This is a genomic window from Mesorhizobium sp. WSM4828 (assembly GCF_055811175.1).
On record NZ_JBVVQK010000002.1, the window covers coordinates 279813 to 295448 of the forward strand.

The following is a 15636-nucleotide window of genomic DNA, read 5'->3' on the forward strand; positions in this document are numbered from 1 at the left end:
GCCTGCTCTATGCGGCGAAACAATGTCGTCCGCCAGCCGCCCCGTTGCCGACCGCTGCCCGTTATTGGATGGTGTCGATGGAGCGTTGCGACGAGCCGAAATCGCCGAGCGTGCGGAACGACAGGTTGAAGCCGACGTTCTGCGATACTTCCTTGGTGTTCAGGTCACGTCTTTCCGAAAACGTCATCAAATAGGTAAAGCATGAATCACTATAGGCAAAGCCGACCCCGTCCTTGACCAGAACGCTCTGCTCCAGATCATATGTGCCGGTGCCAAAGACGCGCCAATTCTCAGCAAGATGTGTCGAGGCGCCGAGCGTAACCTCATGGCGATCGGTCGAGAAGCCATAGAGCGGCTGCGCCTGGATGAAGGCGTATTTGGCGCTCAGCGATACCGGCAGGCCTGAAAAGGCGGCCTTCACCTCAGCGCGGCGGATCTCGAAGCTTTGCTCGTCGAAACGGCCGCTGACCGAGCCGGAAAACCCGCTGGGGCTGTTGAAGCCGACAAGGCCGACATAGTCGGAGGTTGCAGTTTCAAGGCCTGAATAGGCGCCGACATTGACCAGGTCCGGCGTGCCGAACGAGTTCTGGCCGCCGAGCTGGTAGGATTGGCCGAACACCGCATTGGTGCCCCAGCCATTGTCGTATGCGCCGGAATAGCGCAGCCCGACATTGGCGCGTGTGCCGCCTTCCATGCGGTCATAGCCCGAGAATTTGTCGCGCTCGAACAGCGTCGTGGCGTCGAAGACGAAGCTCTGGGCGTCCTCGTTGGGGACCGCCAGCCCGCCGACATATTGCTCGTTCGGACGCATGAATACCTGCGCCATCGGTTCGAAAACATGGCTGGAACTGGTCATCGAGAACAGCACCGGCCAGCGCATCTCAAGGCCGGCGGTCGCCATGTAGCGGGCAAGCGATGAACGCATATCGTCCTCGACGCCGAGATTGGTCGCCATCTGGTTGATGGCGTCGAGCGAGGCCGAGGAGGCGTTGACGTAGCCGGCGTCGCCGCGCAGCGCCAGGAGCGGTGTCAGCAGCAGCCCGCCATCGGTGGTGAAGGTGCGCTTCCATTCCGCTTCCGCGGTAAGGCGGCCGGATTGACCGTCGATGCCGCGGACGTTGTTGACGGACGAAGGGATGCCGGAATTTGCAAGAGCCGTATCGAGCCTGTCGCGGTCAATGACCCGCGCGTTGACGTCGAACGACAGCTGCCCGCCGGCCACCGGCATGTCGGGGATATAGGCATAGTCGAGCGAGGGCAGCACCCAGGGCTGCTTGGCGGCGCGTGCGGTCGGATCGCTGGCGAGCGTGTCTTCCTGAACGTCGAAGTGCATGGCGCGCACATCGAAGTAATTGCGATCGTTGAGCCCCGTCAGGTACACCTCGGAGCGGTGCACGCTATCGTTGAAGCCATCGATGTCATAGGTGCGCGCGAAATTCTTGTCGCTCTGCAGCAGGATGTCCCAGCCGAAGTCCCAGCGCGGGTTGATGGCGAACTGGCCCTGGGTGCCCATCATGCCGCGGAACCTGTTCGGGTCGCCTGCTGTACCCGAATTCACGTTGTGGCCATTGTCGTCGATGAAGGCGTCGGGATTCTCCTGCCGGATGCCCGCAATCTTCAGGCTGTACTGACCGTTGTTGAAGCGCTGCCGCCACTCGGCCTCACCGAGGAAACCTTGCTTGGTATAGCCGCTGCCGGTGACAGTGAGATCGTAGGTCGGCGAGAGCGCGAAATAATAGGGGACTTTAACACCGACGCCGAGATCGCTCTTGTAGGCGACGCCGGGGATCAGGAAGCCGCTCTTGCGCTTGACCGTTGGGTCGGCGATCTCGAAAGCCGGCAGATAGGCCAGCGGAAAGCCGAAGAACTCGAAATTCGAGTTCTCGAAGCGAACCGTCTTCTTCTCGCCGTTCCAGATGATCTTCCTGGCCTTGATACGCCAGGTCGGCGCTTTGTCGGGCTGGTCCTCGCACGGCTCGCAGGCGGTGTAGACGCCATTGTGGAACGTCGTCAGCACGCCGCCCATGCGCTCCGCGCTTTCGGCGGCGAAATACGCCTTGTCTATGGTCTCGACACGCAGCGCGTTGACAAAGCCGTCCGCGAAATCGTCGGTGATGTCGGCATGCTGCGAATAGATTTTGGTGCCGTCGCTATTGACGAGTTCGACATTGCCGCTGGCGACGAGGCGTTTGGTGTTGCGGTTGTATTCGACCCGCTGGGCAACGAGACGGTTGCCGCCGTAGTCGATCTGGACGCCGCCGACGGCCGTCACGGTCTGCTTGTCGTTGTCGTAGACCAGCGTATCGGCTGCCAGCAGCATCTGCGTGCCGCTCGGAACCTTCGTTGCCAGGTCACTGACGTCCTGGGCAAAAGCCGAAGCAATCGGGGCGACGCTGGCAAGCAGGCATGCCAAGGCGCTCGCCGCAGAGAGGCGTGCCAAACCGGCGTGCCTATGGCTGCGCAAAACCGCCTCCCTCACTAGCCGTCTTCCTTGTATAGCAGGAATGTCACCCCGAAGAACATAGCCACGACAACCGGGACCCAAGCCGCTACGGCAGTGGGTACGAATCCCGCTACGCCGAATGCCTTGACCAGCACCGAAACGACATAAAGCAGAAAGCCGGCCACGATGCCACCCAGAATCATCGTTGCCGACTGCCCCATCCTCGCAAATCGCATTGATACCGTTGCCGCAATCAGCGTCATCGCGACAAGCAGGAAAGGCAGCGCAATCAGGGAATTGAACTGCATCGCGAAGGCATTTGCCTTGAGGCCGAAGGAGCGGGCCACTTCGATCTTGCCGGGCAGATCGTAGAAGGGAATGGTCTCAGGGCGCGCCAACCGCTCTTGCACGAATTCCGGCTTGAGATTGGTCGGCAGCCGATCGCTGGGTAACGACTGGATGGTGCCATCCCGAAACACCTTGACGTCCTGCAATTCCCAGTAGCCGTCCCGCAAAAAGGCGCGCGCCGCATCCTTGCGCTCGATGATGTCGCCTTGCGGGCTGAAACTGAAGAAGACCGCGTCGGCCATCTCCAGGCCTTGATTGAGAATGGCGCGTGCGCCGATGATGGTGTCGCCGGCGCTGGTTTTCTGCCTGATCCAGGGCGCGGCATCGGCCGAGACGCTGTTCGACTTGCCCGAACGGAGCTGGGTCTCGATCTCCTCGGACCAGGAATAGGCGTGCGCGGCTACCGGATTGATGACGCCGACCGACAAGGCTCCGAACAGCAGCGCCCCGATGCAGCATGGCAGCAGGAACTGCCATGCAGAGACGCCGGCGGAACGGGCGATGACCAATTCATACTTGCGGTTGAGCGACACCAACGTCGCCATCGCCGAGAACAGGCCGACGAACGGCACCGTCTGCAGCATGATCATCGGCATCCTGAGCCCCGAAATGGCGAACGCGGTTGCGTAGGTGAAGCCCGGCACGCCGGTCGTGCGGCCGGAAAGCTCGGTGAAATCGATCAGAAACACCAGCGCCAAGAGGCCGATGAAGAACCAGATGGTGATCGTCACATAGCGAAAGAAGAAGTACCGACCCAGAGTCCAGCCCATCAGCCGGCTCCCTGTCCGGATGCGCCACGCCTGGCAAAACGGAGCTTGATGGCGCTCCAGCCGTCACTGAAGCGACCGGCAAGATTGGTTATCCAATCGGCCCAGGCAACCGGCAGTTCCATGGTCCGGTTGGACACGATGAACCAGATGGCGATCGCCGATGCCACGATCGGGACGCCGTAGACCATATAGGCATATTGCGGCACCTTGTCGGCCTTGCCGGCGGCAAAGAACCCGAGCCAGCGCACGAACAGTGCGATCGCGATTGCCGTGATCAGCGGGTGCACACGCGCCTCGCGATGCGAGCGCGCATCTCCGGCGACGGCGAGCGCGATCAGCGCGAAGACGAGCGAATAGGACCACTCGGAAAAACGCTGGTTGAGCTCGGCCAGGTACCGGTTCGGCTTTTGCTGGTACATCTTGTCATTCGGACTGGGATTGAACAGATACTGGGTCGTCCGGTCCTTCGGTAAAAGCAGGATGTCAGATGATGCCGACATGAAAGCGGACAAGTCGAAGGCATAGGAGGTGAACCGGATCACCGAGAGGTCGCCGGTCATGGTTTTGCGATGGATGACGCCGTCATTCATCATCAGCACCTTCTCGTCGCCGCGTTCGATGATGCTGCCAGTCTTGGCATAATAGACGAGATTGACGCCTTCTTCGCGCGAATCGGCGACGAAGATGCCGCCGAGGCGATTGTCGGGAAGCCGTTCGCCGACCTGCAGGAACAGGCCGTCATCAATCTTGCGGAAGGTGCCTTCCTGGATGATCAACGACAACAGATCGGCACGCGACGACGCAATCAACTCGCGGTTCTTCTGGCGTGCGTATGGGTCGACGCCATTGTCGACGGCGAAGGAAAAAACGCTGGCTGCGAGTGCCAGAAGCATGATCGGCCTGACGATGGTCCAGCGTGATGCGCCGGCGGCATTGATGACGGCCAGCTCCGAATCCGAATTCATCACGCTGAGGATCTGGGCGACCGCGACTACCAGGGCGAACGGCACGACGATCGGAACGATCGTCGGGATGATCAGCGCTGCGACTTCGAAGAAGGTGAGGGCCGACTGACCGCTATCGGTGACGAGGTCGATGCGGGCGAGCACCTGAGTCGTCCACACGATCGCCAGCGTCCAGACGAGCGCCAGCGCGAATACCGCGAAAGCACGGCGCATGATGTAACGTTCAACGACCTTCATGAAGGCTTTTCTCGGCGATTTCGAACGGCATCATGCCTTGGAACAAGGTAGTCGTCCGGCGCCGGCTGCACAACTGGCTCAGTTTGGCGGTTCGATCTGGGTTCTGTTCCGGATCGCAAAGTCCGCTGGGCCGGAGTGTCGGCGGCAATGGATAAGAAAGGGCGAACATTGTTGGTTAACAACAGGTTGCGGCGGGAAGCGGGGCCGTGCCGCGACGAATCGTGGATGGTTCGATATCGCATATGGGAGCGATTTCGGCCAAAGTCTTGTCAAATGCGGCAAAACGACCAAATGTCGCGCCGGTCGCGACCGCCGCGGCGTGATAAGACGGGTCAGGATCTGTTGAGCCCCAGCATGGAAGCGGAAAAATTGCGCAGTCAAACCGGTCGGGAAACCGTCTTTGACGGCGCGATCGTGGTCGGCGCCGGCGCGGCCGGCCTTGCCGCCGCCCACGCCTTGATGAAGGCCGGCGTACCGACGCTCGTCCTGGAAAGGGAGAGCCGGCTTGCCGAACCCTGGCATCGGCGGCACCAGCGGCTGCACCTCAATACGCATCGCGATCTCTCGACGCTGCCCGGCGTCGGCTATCCCGCAGGCACCCCGGCTTTTCCGCATAAATCGGCCGTCATTCGCCATCTGAACGATTTCAGCAAGGCGCATGGTCTGCCGGTTGCATTCGGCGTTTCCGTTGAAGAGATCACGTTCGACGGCGATCACTGGACCGTGCGGACGAACGCCGGATTCCGTCCGGCGCGCCATGTCGTCGTCGCCACCGGGCGCGACCGGCAGCCGTTTATCCCCGCGTGGAAAGGCATGAACGATTTTGCAGGCCGGATTATCCATTCGGCCGATTTTGGCGAGGCGAAGGACTATGCCGGCAAAAAGGTGCTGGTGGTCGGTGCCGGCAATTCGGGGTTCGACGTACTCAATTATCTTGCGAATGCAGACGCCCAAAGCATCTGGCTGTCGGCCCGCAACGGCCCGTCACTGCTGCCGAAACGCATCGGCAAAGTCGCCGTCCACAGGCTTTCACCGTTAATGGCGAGCTTGCCGGTGCGGCTGGCCGACGCGGTGATGGCGACAACCCAGCGCCTGGTTTTCGGCGACCTGACGAAATTTGGGCTTCCGCCGGCCCCCATAGGCGGTGCGAGCCGTCTGAGCGCCGACTACACCGCGATCGCAGCCGATGACGGCGCGGTTCGCGCTATCAAGGCAGGCACGATCGTGGTGGTGCCACCATTGCGGGAATTTACCCAGGACGGCATCGTGTTGAATGACGGCAGGTTGATCACGCCCGATATCGTCATTGCGGCGACCGGCTATCGCACCGGTCTGGAACAGATGGTCGGCAAACTCGGCGTGCTCGACGGCAAGGGCGTTCCAATTTTCAACGGCGGCGATGCCGATCCGAAATTGCCCGGTCTGTGGTTTACCGGCATGCGGCCGAGCATTCGCGGTTGTTTCGCCAACGCCGGCATTCAGGCCAGGGCGATAGCGGCGCGGATTGTCAAGCAGCGATGATGAGCCGGACTATGCCGACTGTTCCGCCCACAATGGACACGCCTTGTTGAAACGTGCTCGAACTGAAAGGTCAATGATCATGACGCCAGTCAGCATTCGCTACATGGTCGATGATGTCGCCGCCTCGATCGACTTCTACTGTGGACATCTGGGCTTCGCTGTTGAACAGGACGCGCGACCGGCTTTTGCTTCGGTCACACGCGGCGCGTTACGGCTCCTTCTAAGCGGACCCGGCAGTTCGGGCGCACGGGCGATGCCGGATGGCCGGCAGCCGGTGCCGGGAGGCTGGAACCGCATCCTGTTGGTGGTTTCGGACTTGAAAGAAGAGGTTGCGCACCTCAAGAGTGCTGGACTTGTCTTTCGCAACGATATCATAACGGGCGTCGGCGGCTCCCAGACCCTGCTCGAAGACCCATCGGGCAATGTCATCGAGCTGTTTCAAGCCGCCGCTCACTGACGCAACAACACGGCACCTTCGGTCCGATCTGCCCAATCTAACGCCTCCCGCGATAATCCAACGCACTTCCCCGAAAGCAGGACATCATGAATTCGAGACCCTCGATCGCCTTCGCCAAATTCGCCGCGCCCAAAAAGGGCAGCGTTTTCGTTCTGGTGGCCGACGAGGGCGGCCTCAGCGATGCCGCCAGGGCTTGCGATCCGGCAAACACCCTCGATCGGGCTTTTCCGGTCGCCGACTTTACCGGCAAATTCGCCAGCCTGGTCGAAGTGCTGGCACCCGAAGGGACATCGCTCGAGCGGCTGGTGGCGGTCGGCGCCGGCAAGGGCTCCAACCTCGATGACTACGCCTGGCTGAAGCTCGGCGGCACGATTGCCGCGTCCTTTCGCAAGGCAACCGAAGTGGCCGTCGTGCTCGATCTTCCCGGTGCCGCCGTCAGCGGCAGGCAAGCCGTTCAGCTTGCAGCAGGCATCCTGCTGCGCAGCTATTCCTTCGACAAGTACAAGACCAAAAAGAACAATGGTGACGACAAGCGCGAGCCAAAAAAGCCGGTCAAGGTGACTATTCACACCGCCGATCCGGCAGCTGCAAAGAAGGCCTTCGCCGAAGAAGCGGCGGTGATCGACGGCGTCTTGCTGGCGCGCGATTTGGTCAATGAGCCGGCCAATGTTTTGGGACCGGTGGAATTCGCCGCCCGCATCGCCGAACTGGAGGCGCTCGGCGTCACGGTCGAGATCCTGGCCGAGAAGGAGATGAAGAAGCTCGGCATGGGTTCGCTGCTGGGCGTAGCGCAGGGCTCGCCGCGTGGCGCCCGCATCGCGGTCATGCGGTGGGACGGCGGCAAGGCCAAGGAAAGTCCGGTCGCCTTCGTCGGCAAGGGCGTCACCTTCGACACTGGCGGCAATTCGATCAAGCCCGCCTCCGGCATGGAGGACATGAAGGGCGACATGGGCGGCGCTGCTGCCGTCACCGGGCTGTTGCACGCGCTGGCCGCGCGCAAGGCGAAGGTCAATGTCGTCGGCATCGTCGGGCTGGTCGAAAACGCCGTCGACGGCCACGCTCAGCGACCAGGCGACATCGTCACCTCGATGTCGGGCCAGACCATCGAAGTGCTCAACACCGACGCCGAGGGCCGCCTGGTGCTGGCTGATGCGCTGTGGTACTGCAACGACCGCTTCCAGCCGAAATTCATGATCAATCTAGCGACGCTGACCGGCGCCATCATGGTCGCGCTCGGTCAGCATTATGCCGGCTTGTTCTCCAACAATGACGAGTTGGCGGACCGGCTGACGGCGGCCGGACAGGCGACGCAGGAGCGGGTATGGCGCATGCCGCTCGGTGCCGAATACGACAAGCTGATCGAGTCCAAGAATGCTGACATGAAGAACATCGGCGGCCGCCATGGCGGCGCCATCATCGCCGCGCAGTTCCTGCAGCGCTTCGTCAAGGACACGCCCTGGGCGCATCTCGACATTGCCGGCACCGCGATGGGCGCGCCTTCCAGCGAGATCAACCAGTCATGGGCTTCCGGCTTCGGCGTCAGGCTGCTCGACCGGCTGGTGCGCGATCATTACGAGCAATGAGTGGGGCGGGACTCCGACAATGTAGACTGAACGCATGGCCGAGATTCTGTTTTATCACCTGACCGAATCGACGCTGGAGGATGCGCTGCCCGGCCTCCTGGAGCGCAGTGTCGATCGCGGCTGGCGCGCCGTGGTGCAGACCGGCACCGAGGAACGGCGCGACGCGCTGGACCAGCATTTGTGGACTTTCCGGGACGATTCGTTCCTGGCCCACGCAACGGATCGCGAAGCCCATCCCGCCGAGCAGCCGGTGCTTCTGACCGTCGGCCCTGACAATCCGAACCAGGCGCAGATACGCTTCCTGGTCGATGGGGCGGTGCCGCCGGAGCTTGGCGGCTACCAGCGCGCCGTGTTCCTGTTCGACGGCCACGATGCAGCCCAGCTGGAGGCGGCACGCACGCATTGGAAGACAATGAAGGAGGCCGGCCACACCGTGACCTACTGGCAGCAAACGCCCGACCGGCGCTGGGAACGCAAGGCTTAGAGAATTTGCAGCCAAGTGGAATCACTGGCGCCGCAAGAATGCGACGACAAGAAGATGGACCGCCGGCTATTCAAAAGACCTGAGCAAGCCCGATGCCGACCGATGAACGAACATCAAGCATGCCGATAGATGCCGCACTTGTTCGCCGGCTGATTGCTGCGCAGTTCCCCAAATGGGCGGACCTGCCGGTAGAGCCGGTCGAGCCTGGCGGCTGGGATAACCGCACGTTCCGGCTGGGCGATCGCATGTCGGTGCGGCTGCCGAGCGCTGCCGCCTATGTCGCCCAGGTCGAGAAGGAGCACCGCTGGCTGCCCCGCCTGGCGCCTCACCTGCCTCTGCCGATACCCGTGCCGCTGGCCAAAGGCGCGCCCGGGGAAGGCTATCCATGGCCTTGGTCCGTCTATCGCTGGCTTGGCGGCAGACCGGCGGCTGGTGGACTGATTGCCGATCTTACTGAGTTCGCCCGTTCGCTGGCCGGCTTTCTGGTGGCGCTCTACCGGATCGACGCTGCCGATGGGCCACCGGCAGGGCAGCATAATTTCCACCGCGGCGGCCGGCTTTCGGTCTACGACGCCGAGACCCGAGCCGCGCTCTCGGCGCTCGGCGGCCGCATCGACAAGGCCGCAGCCGAGGCCGTGTGGGCGACTGCGCTTGCCTCGCGATGGCAGGGGCCGCCGGTCTGGGTCCATGGTGACGTCGCCTCGGGTAATCTGCTCGTCGAAGATGGCAAGCTCTGCGCGGTCGTCGATTTCGGCAGTTCGGCTATCGGCGATCCTGCCTGCGACCTGGTGATCGCGTGGACGGAATTTTACGGCGAGAGCCGCCAGGCGTTCCGCGACGCCATTGCCCTTGATGAGCACAGCTGGGCGCGCGCTCGGGGCTGGGCGTTGTGGAAGGCGCTGATCGTCGCTTCGGGACATGACGGCAACCAGCGCGAGGCGGAAAAATTGTGGCGGGTCATCAATGAGGTGCTGGCGGATCACACAAACAGTCGGAGCGGGATGGCTAATTCAGTCTGAACGCATCCAGCTCTAACAACGAAAAGCATTACTGCCCGCCCATCTCCTTCTTGAATGTATCGAAATCGACCTGCATGCCGCTGAAGATGGTGCTCCAATGGCGGGTCAGCGCTGAAACGGCGACCGCCTCCTGGATCTCGTCGTCGGTGGCGCCGGCGCGCCTGGCATCCTGCGTGTCCGACCAGATACAGTAGTTGCACGGGATTTGCGCTGCCACCGCCAGCGAGATCAGCGACTTGACCTTCGGCGGCAGCGCCGTCTTGTCGCTGAGCTGGATGGCCTTGACCTCGGCCCATGCACCGGGCAGACCGGCTTTCGGGAACTGCTTTACGAAACCGGGCACCCCGCCCATGGTCGACTGGATGTCCTTGACGGTTGCGTCATACTCGTCGGCATAGGAAGGAGCTGCAGCCAGCGTCAGCACACAGGTGGCGGCGAGCAGGCAGGCACGGCGGATGGAAGAATGCGTTGATGAAAGAGCACGATAGACAGACATGACATTCTCCTCTGGTCTTTGCTAGCCTTACGGTGTAAGGTAATGTCGAAAAATGAACCTTACAGTGTAAGTTGTCAAGCGGCACCATGGACACATCGATCAAAAAAAAGCGACCGCGCGGCCGGCTTTCTCGCGAGATGATCGAGGATGCGGCTTTGAAGGTGATCGAGAGCGAGGGCCTAGCCGGGTTTTCGATGCGCAAGCTGGCGGCAGAACTCGGCTGCGAAGCCATGAGCATCTACCACCACTTTCCTTCGGCGGCGCAGCTCTTCGAAGCCTTGGTGGACCGGCTGATCGGCTCCATCGAAATGCCCGACGCGGATTTGCCCTGGCGGCAAAGATTGCGCAGCGCCGTGCTGGATTTCCGCCGCGTCGCGCGTGAGCACCCGGCCTTTGCCACGTTCCTTGTAACCTACCGGATGAATTCGCCGACCTGTCTCACTTGGCTGAACGGCATCCTTGGCCTGTTCGAGGCCGGCGGCTTCGGACCGGAGCTGGGTGCGCGGCTGTTCCGCACTACCGGCTATTATCTGATGGGTGCCATCCTCGACGAGACTGCCGGCTATGCAAAGGGGCCTTCGGGCGTGACTATCGTCAGCGACGAGCAACTGGCGCAGGATTTTCCAAAAGTAGCTGCCGCCGGGCGTTATTTCGGCACCGCCGAATTCGACCGGACGTTTGATCTCGGCCTTGACATGCTCCTGGACGAAATGGAGCGCGCCCGCGACGGCGCCAGCGCGCCGAACACCAGGTCTTGACCTCATGCGCTCTCTGTTCGCCCTGATACTGCTCATTGGTACCGGCATCGGCGTCGTCTATCCCTGGGCGATGACCAATTTCTCCGGCCGTGAGATCGGCACCTGGCGGGTTTACGACCAGGGCCGGTTCAAGCCGGTGACGGTGGCCCTGAGCGCACGCGACGGGCCGCTACGCGTGCTGGTCGATCTTACGGCAAGAGCCGAGCGCATCGTCTCGCAGCAGCGCACTGTGTTGACCCTGACTGCCACCACCGGCGGCAGGACGGTGCTCGCCTCGACGCTGCAGTTCAACCATTCCGACAATCCGCGCCAGGTCAGTCCGCAGCTGCCGGACAGGATCTTTCGCGATGAAGCCGGACTGATCCCGACCGTTACCGCCGGCCCCTACATCTTCACCGTCGGTCCGGGCGACGCCGAGGGCATTCCGATGCGGGCCGTCGACCTCGTCCTGCGCTCGGGTGCCGGCGAGGTCGACCGCCGGGCGCGGCCGGTCGGTTTTTCCCTGATGGCGGCCGGCCTGGCCGGGCTGGTGCTGGCATTCCGTTTCGGCGGCCGCCGGCCGGAAAATCCGAACTCGCAGCCGCCACCGCCGCGCTGGGGCAGGGGCTCCAATTGAACTATCGCCACGCCTACCATGCCGGGAACTTCGCCGACGTCGTCAAGCATGTCGTGCTCAGCCGGCTGATCGAATATCTGAAGCTGAAGGACAAGGCGTTTCGGGTCATCGACACCCATTCCGGAATCGGCCGCTACGATCTGTCCTCGACCGAAGCGCAAAAGACCGGCGAATGGCAAGGCGGCATCGGCCGGCTGGTCGATGCGGCCCTCGATGCGCCGGCGGCAGCACTGCTGGCGCCGTATCGTGAGGCTGTCCGTTCGCTCAATCCGGACGGCGGGGTGAAAAAATACCCGGGTTCGCCGCTGATCGCCCGGCACCTGATGCGCAAGCAGGACCGGCTGTCGGCGGTCGAACTGCACGCTAAGGATGCTGCCAGGCTGAAGGCGCTGTTCGACGGTGACTTCCAGACCCGGGTGATCGAGCTCGACGGCTGGCTGGCGCTCGGCGCGCATTTGCCGCCAAAGGAAAAGCGCGGCCTCGTGCTGATCGATCCGCCTTTCGAGGAAGAGGGTGAGTTCGGTCGCTTGGTCGACGGGCTGCAAAGAGCCCATCGGCGCTGGCCAGGAGGAATTTACGCACTGTGGTATCCGCTCAAGGACCGCAAGGCGGTCGCCGCCTTCCGCAAGGCGCTGAAGCAGACGGGCATTCCGAAGCTGCTCGATATTTGTTTTGAGATCAGGCCGGCCTCCGTCGAGCCGAGCCTCGACGGCTGCGGCATGGTGGTGGTCAATCCGCCCTTCACGCTGGAAGGCGAGTTACGGACGCTGCTGCCGGCGCTGCACCGACTGCTTGCACTCGAGCAGCCGTCGCATTGGACGCTGGACTGGCTGGCGGGAGAGTAGTTTGAGATGCGGCCCTGCCATTCAGACAGCGCAACAATCGTCGCCACAACCATGGTCGCTACAACCGCTTGACCGCGCGTCAGCGAATCCGCACAGTGCGCGCAGTCGACCTTGAGAGGCTGCCATGACTCGCTTCGCCCAATCCGCCCTTGCCGCACTGCTCGCCTTGTGCACGCCGTTGGCCGCACCACTTGGCGTCACCCAGGCAGTCCAGGCGGCCGACCTTGCAATCTATACCGACGAGGATAGCGGCGTCTGCGGCGAGGCCTGGGTCCTGGACAAGATCACCGACCGCTTCTCCTATCAGGTGCATCACGTGCCGCATCTGCCCGATGTGCAGATCGTCGACTTCCAGCGTATCCACCAGCATCGCTATCTGCCGGCCGACGACACCTGGCCGATCGGCCGCCGTTATTGCGGTGCCACCGTCAGCCTCTCCGACGGCCGCGCCCGCACCATCTGGTACCTGATCGAAGAAGGCCAGGGCTTTGCCTCGATCGGTGACAATGTCGAATTCTGCGTCTCGGGCTTCGACCGTTGGATGGTCTATAACGGCCGCTGCCGCGTCCTGCGCTGATCGCGCACTCGCTGATTCCGACTTTTTAGCACCGGCCACCTGATCGACCGTCACCGTTTCCATGCGGCGCAGCATTCGCGGGAAGCGCGATCTGCTGTCACGAGTTTGCGGGAAAACAGCACTACATGGATTCGCTTGTTTATACTGTTGCTCTCGGCGCGGTCGTTGCTGGCTTCGTCCAGGGGCTGTCAGGGTTCGCCTTCAGTCTGGTTGCCATGTCGTTTTGGGTTTGGACCGTTGAGCCCCAGCTTGCTGCTGCCATGGCGGTCTTTGGGGCGCTCACCGGCCAGATCATCGCTGCCGTCACCGTCCGCCGCGGTTTCGACCTCAAGCTTCTGCTGCCCTTCCTGATCGGCGGGGCCATAGGGATTCCGGTCGGTGTCGCCGTCCTGCCCTTGCTGGATGTGCAGTTGTTCAAGTTGGTCTTCGGTGCGCTGCTGGTCGTTTGGTGTCCCTTGATGCTCTTTGCGCGTCGCCTCCCTCCCATCACGGTCGGAGGTCCTGTTGCAGACGGTGCGATAGGTTTGGTCGGCGGCATCATGGGTGGGCTTGGCGGCTTCACCGGCCCGGTCCCAACGCTGTGGTGCGTGCTGCGCCAATGGGAAAAGGACAGGCAGCGCATTGTCATCCAGAATTTCAACCTTGTGACCCTCTCCATGACGATGGCCGCCTATCTTGCGGCCGGAAAGATCAAGCTCGAAATGCTGCCGATGTTTGCCGTCGTCGCGCCGGCGATGTTGATACCGACACTGCTTGGCGCGAGACTCTACATCGGCGTTAGCGAGGCGACTTTTCGAAAGATCGTCCTCACGCTCTTGGCCGCATCAGGTGCAGCATTGTTGGCATCGTCCTTGCCGCACCTCATGAGCCGGTTTTGAACGACACACAGAAATCCCCGACTTCCGCCGTGCCATGCGCTATCGACCGATGCGGCCCGCTCCCGATAGGTAGGCGCAGATCAGTTCGACGAGTTGCTTTTGCAGCTCCGGCGCGGCGAGCATGTTCCGGCGTGCCGCGTTGTGGATCACACCTTCGATCGCCGACGACAGCACGCCCGCCACGGTCTCTATGTCGATGCCTTTCCTTGGCTTGCGATAGGCGGCGACGGCAGTCGCATAATGATTGAGGTATTGTGTTTGGAACGACGCATGGGCGGCCCTGGAGCGGCGATCGCCCGGCGCCTCATCGAGCAGAACCTGGTGTAGTGTCGGGTGAATGCTGTGCGCCGCGATCATGCCGTGCACCAGCTCCTGCGCGAATTTCCTGAGCGGCTTTTGGTCTTCCGCCGAATCGTGAATGACCGACAGCACATGATCGAAGTGACGGCGCCGGACGGCTTCGAGAAGGGAAAGCTTGTCGGGAAAATACTGGTAGAGCGTGCCGATGCTCACACCTGCCGTCTCGGCAACCTTGTTGGTGGTGAAGCCGGCCCAGCCTAGCCCGCTCAGAACATGAGCCGCCGCGTCGATGATCGCCTCGACGGTTGCCCTGGAACGCGCCTGGCGCGGCTGCTTGCGCATGCGCGAATGCGGTTTTGCAATGCGAGTAGACACGCCCGCCCATTCTCCTGAAAATATAAACAACATACTCGCATTTCCGAAAAAGGACACTGGCCATGAGTGCGCTCGCTCTGCTTCGCAGCCTGTTTGCCTATCAGGCCTGGGCCAATGACGAACTGCTGGAAAAGCTGGCGAGTCTCGACCCGCATGTTCACGACAAGCAACGGCAGGCCGTGATACGGCTCGTCGATCACAGCCATGTGGTTTCGCGGATATTCTCGGCGCACTTGGTTGGTGCAAGCCATGGCTACTCCGCCGACACCACCGAGGACACGCCGGCGTTCGACGAACTTCGCGCCGCGGTCGCGGCGACCGATCGCTGGTATCTCGATTATCTCGAAACCGTTTCGTCGCGGCAGCTGTCCGAGCCTGTCGCATTCGTGTTCACCGACGGGGATAAGGCATTGATGTCGCGACAGGAAATGCTGACCCACATCGTACTGCACGGCGTCTATCATCGCGGTGAAGCGGGGCGCATCCTGGCGCAGATTTCCGTCATGCCGCCATGGGATACCGTTGCCGTCCATCTCCACAGGGCCGAGCCTTCGCGCCGGCTGCAGATGAGCCGTGAGCCGCTCGGCGCCTGAGCGGCCAAGCGCTTTCGATCACGCGGTCGGCTCGACCGGATCTATCGAGCGATATCCTCTTCTCAGAAATGCGAGCTATCTGCTCACTTTCATCGCGTCGTGCAAGATAGTGCAGCGGCGTGCTCGGCGCGTTGCTTCCTACTTACCTGTAGTTTATCTTTTCGGACAAGACGAGGCGGGCGACCGCCTTCGTTCTTGACAATGTTCGCGCTGAGCGTCGGACGTTGAAGCGCAAAGCTGGGCGAAAAGGTCCTGAGCTTGACGAGAAGACCGGTCGAGATAGAGCGACCAGAATTTCTGTCGCAGAACTTCGCTGCGGGGCACAAAGATTCGCAACCGATTTTCGCGCCGGTAAAATGGTCGCCCGCTCG

At 62.1% G+C, this 15636-nt stretch carries 16 protein-coding genes; 11 read left to right on the top strand and 5 right to left on the bottom strand.

Going from position 1 to position 15636, the window contains the following annotated elements; genetic code table 11:
* Nucleotides 1-61: 61 nt before the first annotated feature.
* From AC0L2X_RS04080 to lptF, 3 genes are read right to left on the bottom strand one after another with little or no spacing between them, the layout of a single operon-like run.
* Nucleotides 62-2479: an LPS-assembly protein LptD gene (locus AC0L2X_RS04080; RefSeq protein ID WP_473554641.1), complete on the bottom strand. Its 2418-nt coding sequence runs from the start codon at nt 2477-2479 to the stop codon at nt 62-64.
* Nucleotides 2479-3564: an LPS export ABC transporter permease LptG gene (gene lptG, locus AC0L2X_RS04085; protein WP_473554818.1), complete on the bottom strand. Its 1086-nt coding sequence runs from the start codon at nt 3562-3564 to the stop codon at nt 2479-2481. Before lptG ends, AC0L2X_RS04080 begins: the two co-directional genes overlap by 1 nt.
* On the bottom strand, nt 3561-4763 hold the full coding sequence (lptF, locus tag AC0L2X_RS04090; RefSeq protein WP_473554642.1) for an LPS export ABC transporter permease LptF: 1203 nt from the start codon (nt 4761-4763) through the stop codon (nt 3561-3563). The genes lptG and lptF overlap by 4 nt, the downstream gene beginning before the upstream one ends.
* Nucleotides 4764-5117: 354 nt before the next feature.
* Between lptF and AC0L2X_RS04095 the strand changes: the two genes are divergently transcribed.
* The 5 genes from AC0L2X_RS04095 to AC0L2X_RS04115 all read left to right on the top strand — a co-directional run bounded on the left by AC0L2X_RS04095 (nt 5118) and on the right by AC0L2X_RS04115 (nt 9827).
* Nucleotides 5118-6284: a flavin-containing monooxygenase gene (locus AC0L2X_RS04095; protein WP_473554644.1), complete on the top strand. Its 1167-nt coding sequence runs from the start codon at nt 5118-5120 to the stop codon at nt 6282-6284.
* 73 nt (nt 6285-6357) lie between these two features.
* Nucleotides 6358-6741: a VOC family protein gene (locus AC0L2X_RS04100; protein ID WP_352710692.1), complete on the top strand. Its 384-nt coding sequence runs from the start codon at nt 6358-6360 to the stop codon at nt 6739-6741.
* Between the two features lie 86 nt (nt 6742-6827).
* Nucleotides 6828-8324, top strand: coding sequence for a leucyl aminopeptidase (locus AC0L2X_RS04105; protein ID WP_473554645.1), 1497 nt, complete (start codon nt 6828-6830; stop codon nt 8322-8324).
* A 34-nt stretch (nt 8325-8358) separates the two neighbouring features.
* Nucleotides 8359-8808 carry a DNA polymerase III subunit chi gene (locus tag AC0L2X_RS04110; protein ID WP_352708523.1) on the top strand — a complete coding sequence of 150 codons (450 nt, stop codon included), beginning with the start codon at nt 8359-8361 and terminating at the stop codon, nt 8806-8808.
* A 119-nt stretch (nt 8809-8927) separates the two neighbouring features.
* A complete protein-coding gene (locus tag AC0L2X_RS04115) occupies nt 8928-9827 on the top strand; it encodes an aminoglycoside phosphotransferase family protein (protein WP_473554646.1) in 900 nt (299 codons plus the stop codon).
* A 28-nt stretch (nt 9828-9855) separates the two neighbouring features.
* Here the strand turns inward: AC0L2X_RS04115 and AC0L2X_RS04120 are convergent, their stop codons facing one another.
* Nucleotides 9856-10323, bottom strand: coding sequence for a carboxymuconolactone decarboxylase family protein (locus tag AC0L2X_RS04120; protein ID WP_473554649.1), 468 nt, complete (start codon nt 10321-10323; stop codon nt 9856-9858).
* 86 nt (nt 10324-10409) lie between these two features.
* Here AC0L2X_RS04120 and AC0L2X_RS04125 point away from each other — a divergent pair, with 86 nt between their 5' ends.
* The 5 genes from AC0L2X_RS04125 (at nt 10410) to AC0L2X_RS04145 (ending at nt 13997) form a co-directional block, all read left to right on the top strand.
* Nucleotides 10410-11081 carry a TetR/AcrR family transcriptional regulator gene (locus AC0L2X_RS04125; RefSeq protein ID WP_473554651.1) on the top strand — a complete coding sequence of 224 codons (672 nt, stop codon included), beginning with the start codon at nt 10410-10412 and terminating at the stop codon, nt 11079-11081.
* 4 nt (nt 11082-11085) lie between these two features.
* On the top strand, nt 11086-11697 hold the full coding sequence (locus AC0L2X_RS04130; protein WP_473554654.1) for a hypothetical protein: 612 nt from the start codon (nt 11086-11088) through the stop codon (nt 11695-11697).
* Entirely contained in the window at nt 11694-12542 is an 849-nt protein-coding gene (locus AC0L2X_RS04135) for a 23S rRNA (adenine(2030)-N(6))-methyltransferase RlmJ (RefSeq protein WP_473554655.1), read from the top strand. Before AC0L2X_RS04130 ends, AC0L2X_RS04135 begins: the two co-directional genes overlap by 4 nt.
* A 124-nt stretch (nt 12543-12666) precedes the next feature.
* Nucleotides 12667-13119, top strand: a complete 453-nt coding sequence (locus AC0L2X_RS04140; protein ID WP_352567494.1) for a hypothetical protein — start codon at nt 12667-12669, stop codon at nt 13117-13119.
* A gap of 125 nt (nt 13120-13244) precedes the next feature.
* Entirely contained in the window at nt 13245-13997 is a 753-nt protein-coding gene (locus tag AC0L2X_RS04145; RefSeq protein WP_473554658.1) for a sulfite exporter TauE/SafE family protein, read from the top strand.
* Nucleotides 13998-14036: 39 nt separating this feature from the next.
* Here the strand turns inward: AC0L2X_RS04145 and AC0L2X_RS04150 are convergent, their stop codons facing one another.
* On the bottom strand, nt 14037-14672 hold the full coding sequence (locus AC0L2X_RS04150; RefSeq protein WP_473554659.1) for a TetR/AcrR family transcriptional regulator: 636 nt from the start codon (nt 14670-14672) through the stop codon (nt 14037-14039).
* 62 nt (nt 14673-14734) lie between these two features.
* Between AC0L2X_RS04150 and AC0L2X_RS04155 the strand changes: the two genes are divergently transcribed.
* Entirely contained in the window at nt 14735-15265 is a 531-nt protein-coding gene (locus tag AC0L2X_RS04155) for a DinB family protein (RefSeq protein WP_473554662.1), read from the top strand.
* Nucleotides 15266-15636: the final 371 nt, after the last annotated feature.

Excerpts from the sequence above, each read along its gene's own strand:
- AC0L2X_RS04100 (WP_352710692.1), top strand. The coding sequence starts at position 6,358 with ATGATCATGACGCCAGTCAGCATTCGCTACATGGTCGATGATGTCGCC.
- lptF (WP_473554642.1), bottom strand. The coding sequence starts at position 4,763 with ATGAAGGTCGTTGAACGTTACATCATGCGCCGTGCTTTCGCGGTATTC.
- AC0L2X_RS04105 (WP_473554645.1), top strand. The coding sequence starts at position 6,828 with ATGAATTCGAGACCCTCGATCGCCTTCGCCAAATTCGCCGCGCCCAAA.
- AC0L2X_RS04130 (WP_473554654.1), top strand. The coding sequence starts at position 11,086 with ATGCGCTCTCTGTTCGCCCTGATACTGCTCATTGGTACCGGCATCGGC.
- AC0L2X_RS04095 (WP_473554644.1), top strand. The coding sequence starts at position 5,118 with ATGGAAGCGGAAAAATTGCGCAGTCAAACCGGTCGGGAAACCGTCTTT.
- AC0L2X_RS04155 (WP_473554662.1), top strand. The coding sequence starts at position 14,735 with ATGAGTGCGCTCGCTCTGCTTCGCAGCCTGTTTGCCTATCAGGCCTGG.
- AC0L2X_RS04115 (WP_473554646.1), top strand. The coding sequence starts at position 8,928 with ATGCCGATAGATGCCGCACTTGTTCGCCGGCTGATTGCTGCGCAGTTC.
- AC0L2X_RS04140 (WP_352567494.1), top strand. The coding sequence starts at position 12,667 with ATGACTCGCTTCGCCCAATCCGCCCTTGCCGCACTGCTCGCCTTGTGC.
- AC0L2X_RS04110 (WP_352708523.1), top strand. The coding sequence starts at position 8,359 with ATGGCCGAGATTCTGTTTTATCACCTGACCGAATCGACGCTGGAGGAT.
- AC0L2X_RS04120 (WP_473554649.1), bottom strand. The coding sequence starts at position 10,323 with ATGTCTGTCTATCGTGCTCTTTCATCAACGCATTCTTCCATCCGCCGT.
- AC0L2X_RS04125 (WP_473554651.1), top strand. The coding sequence starts at position 10,410 with ATGGACACATCGATCAAAAAAAAGCGACCGCGCGGCCGGCTTTCTCGC.
- AC0L2X_RS04145 (WP_473554658.1), top strand. The coding sequence starts at position 13,245 with ATGGATTCGCTTGTTTATACTGTTGCTCTCGGCGCGGTCGTTGCTGGC.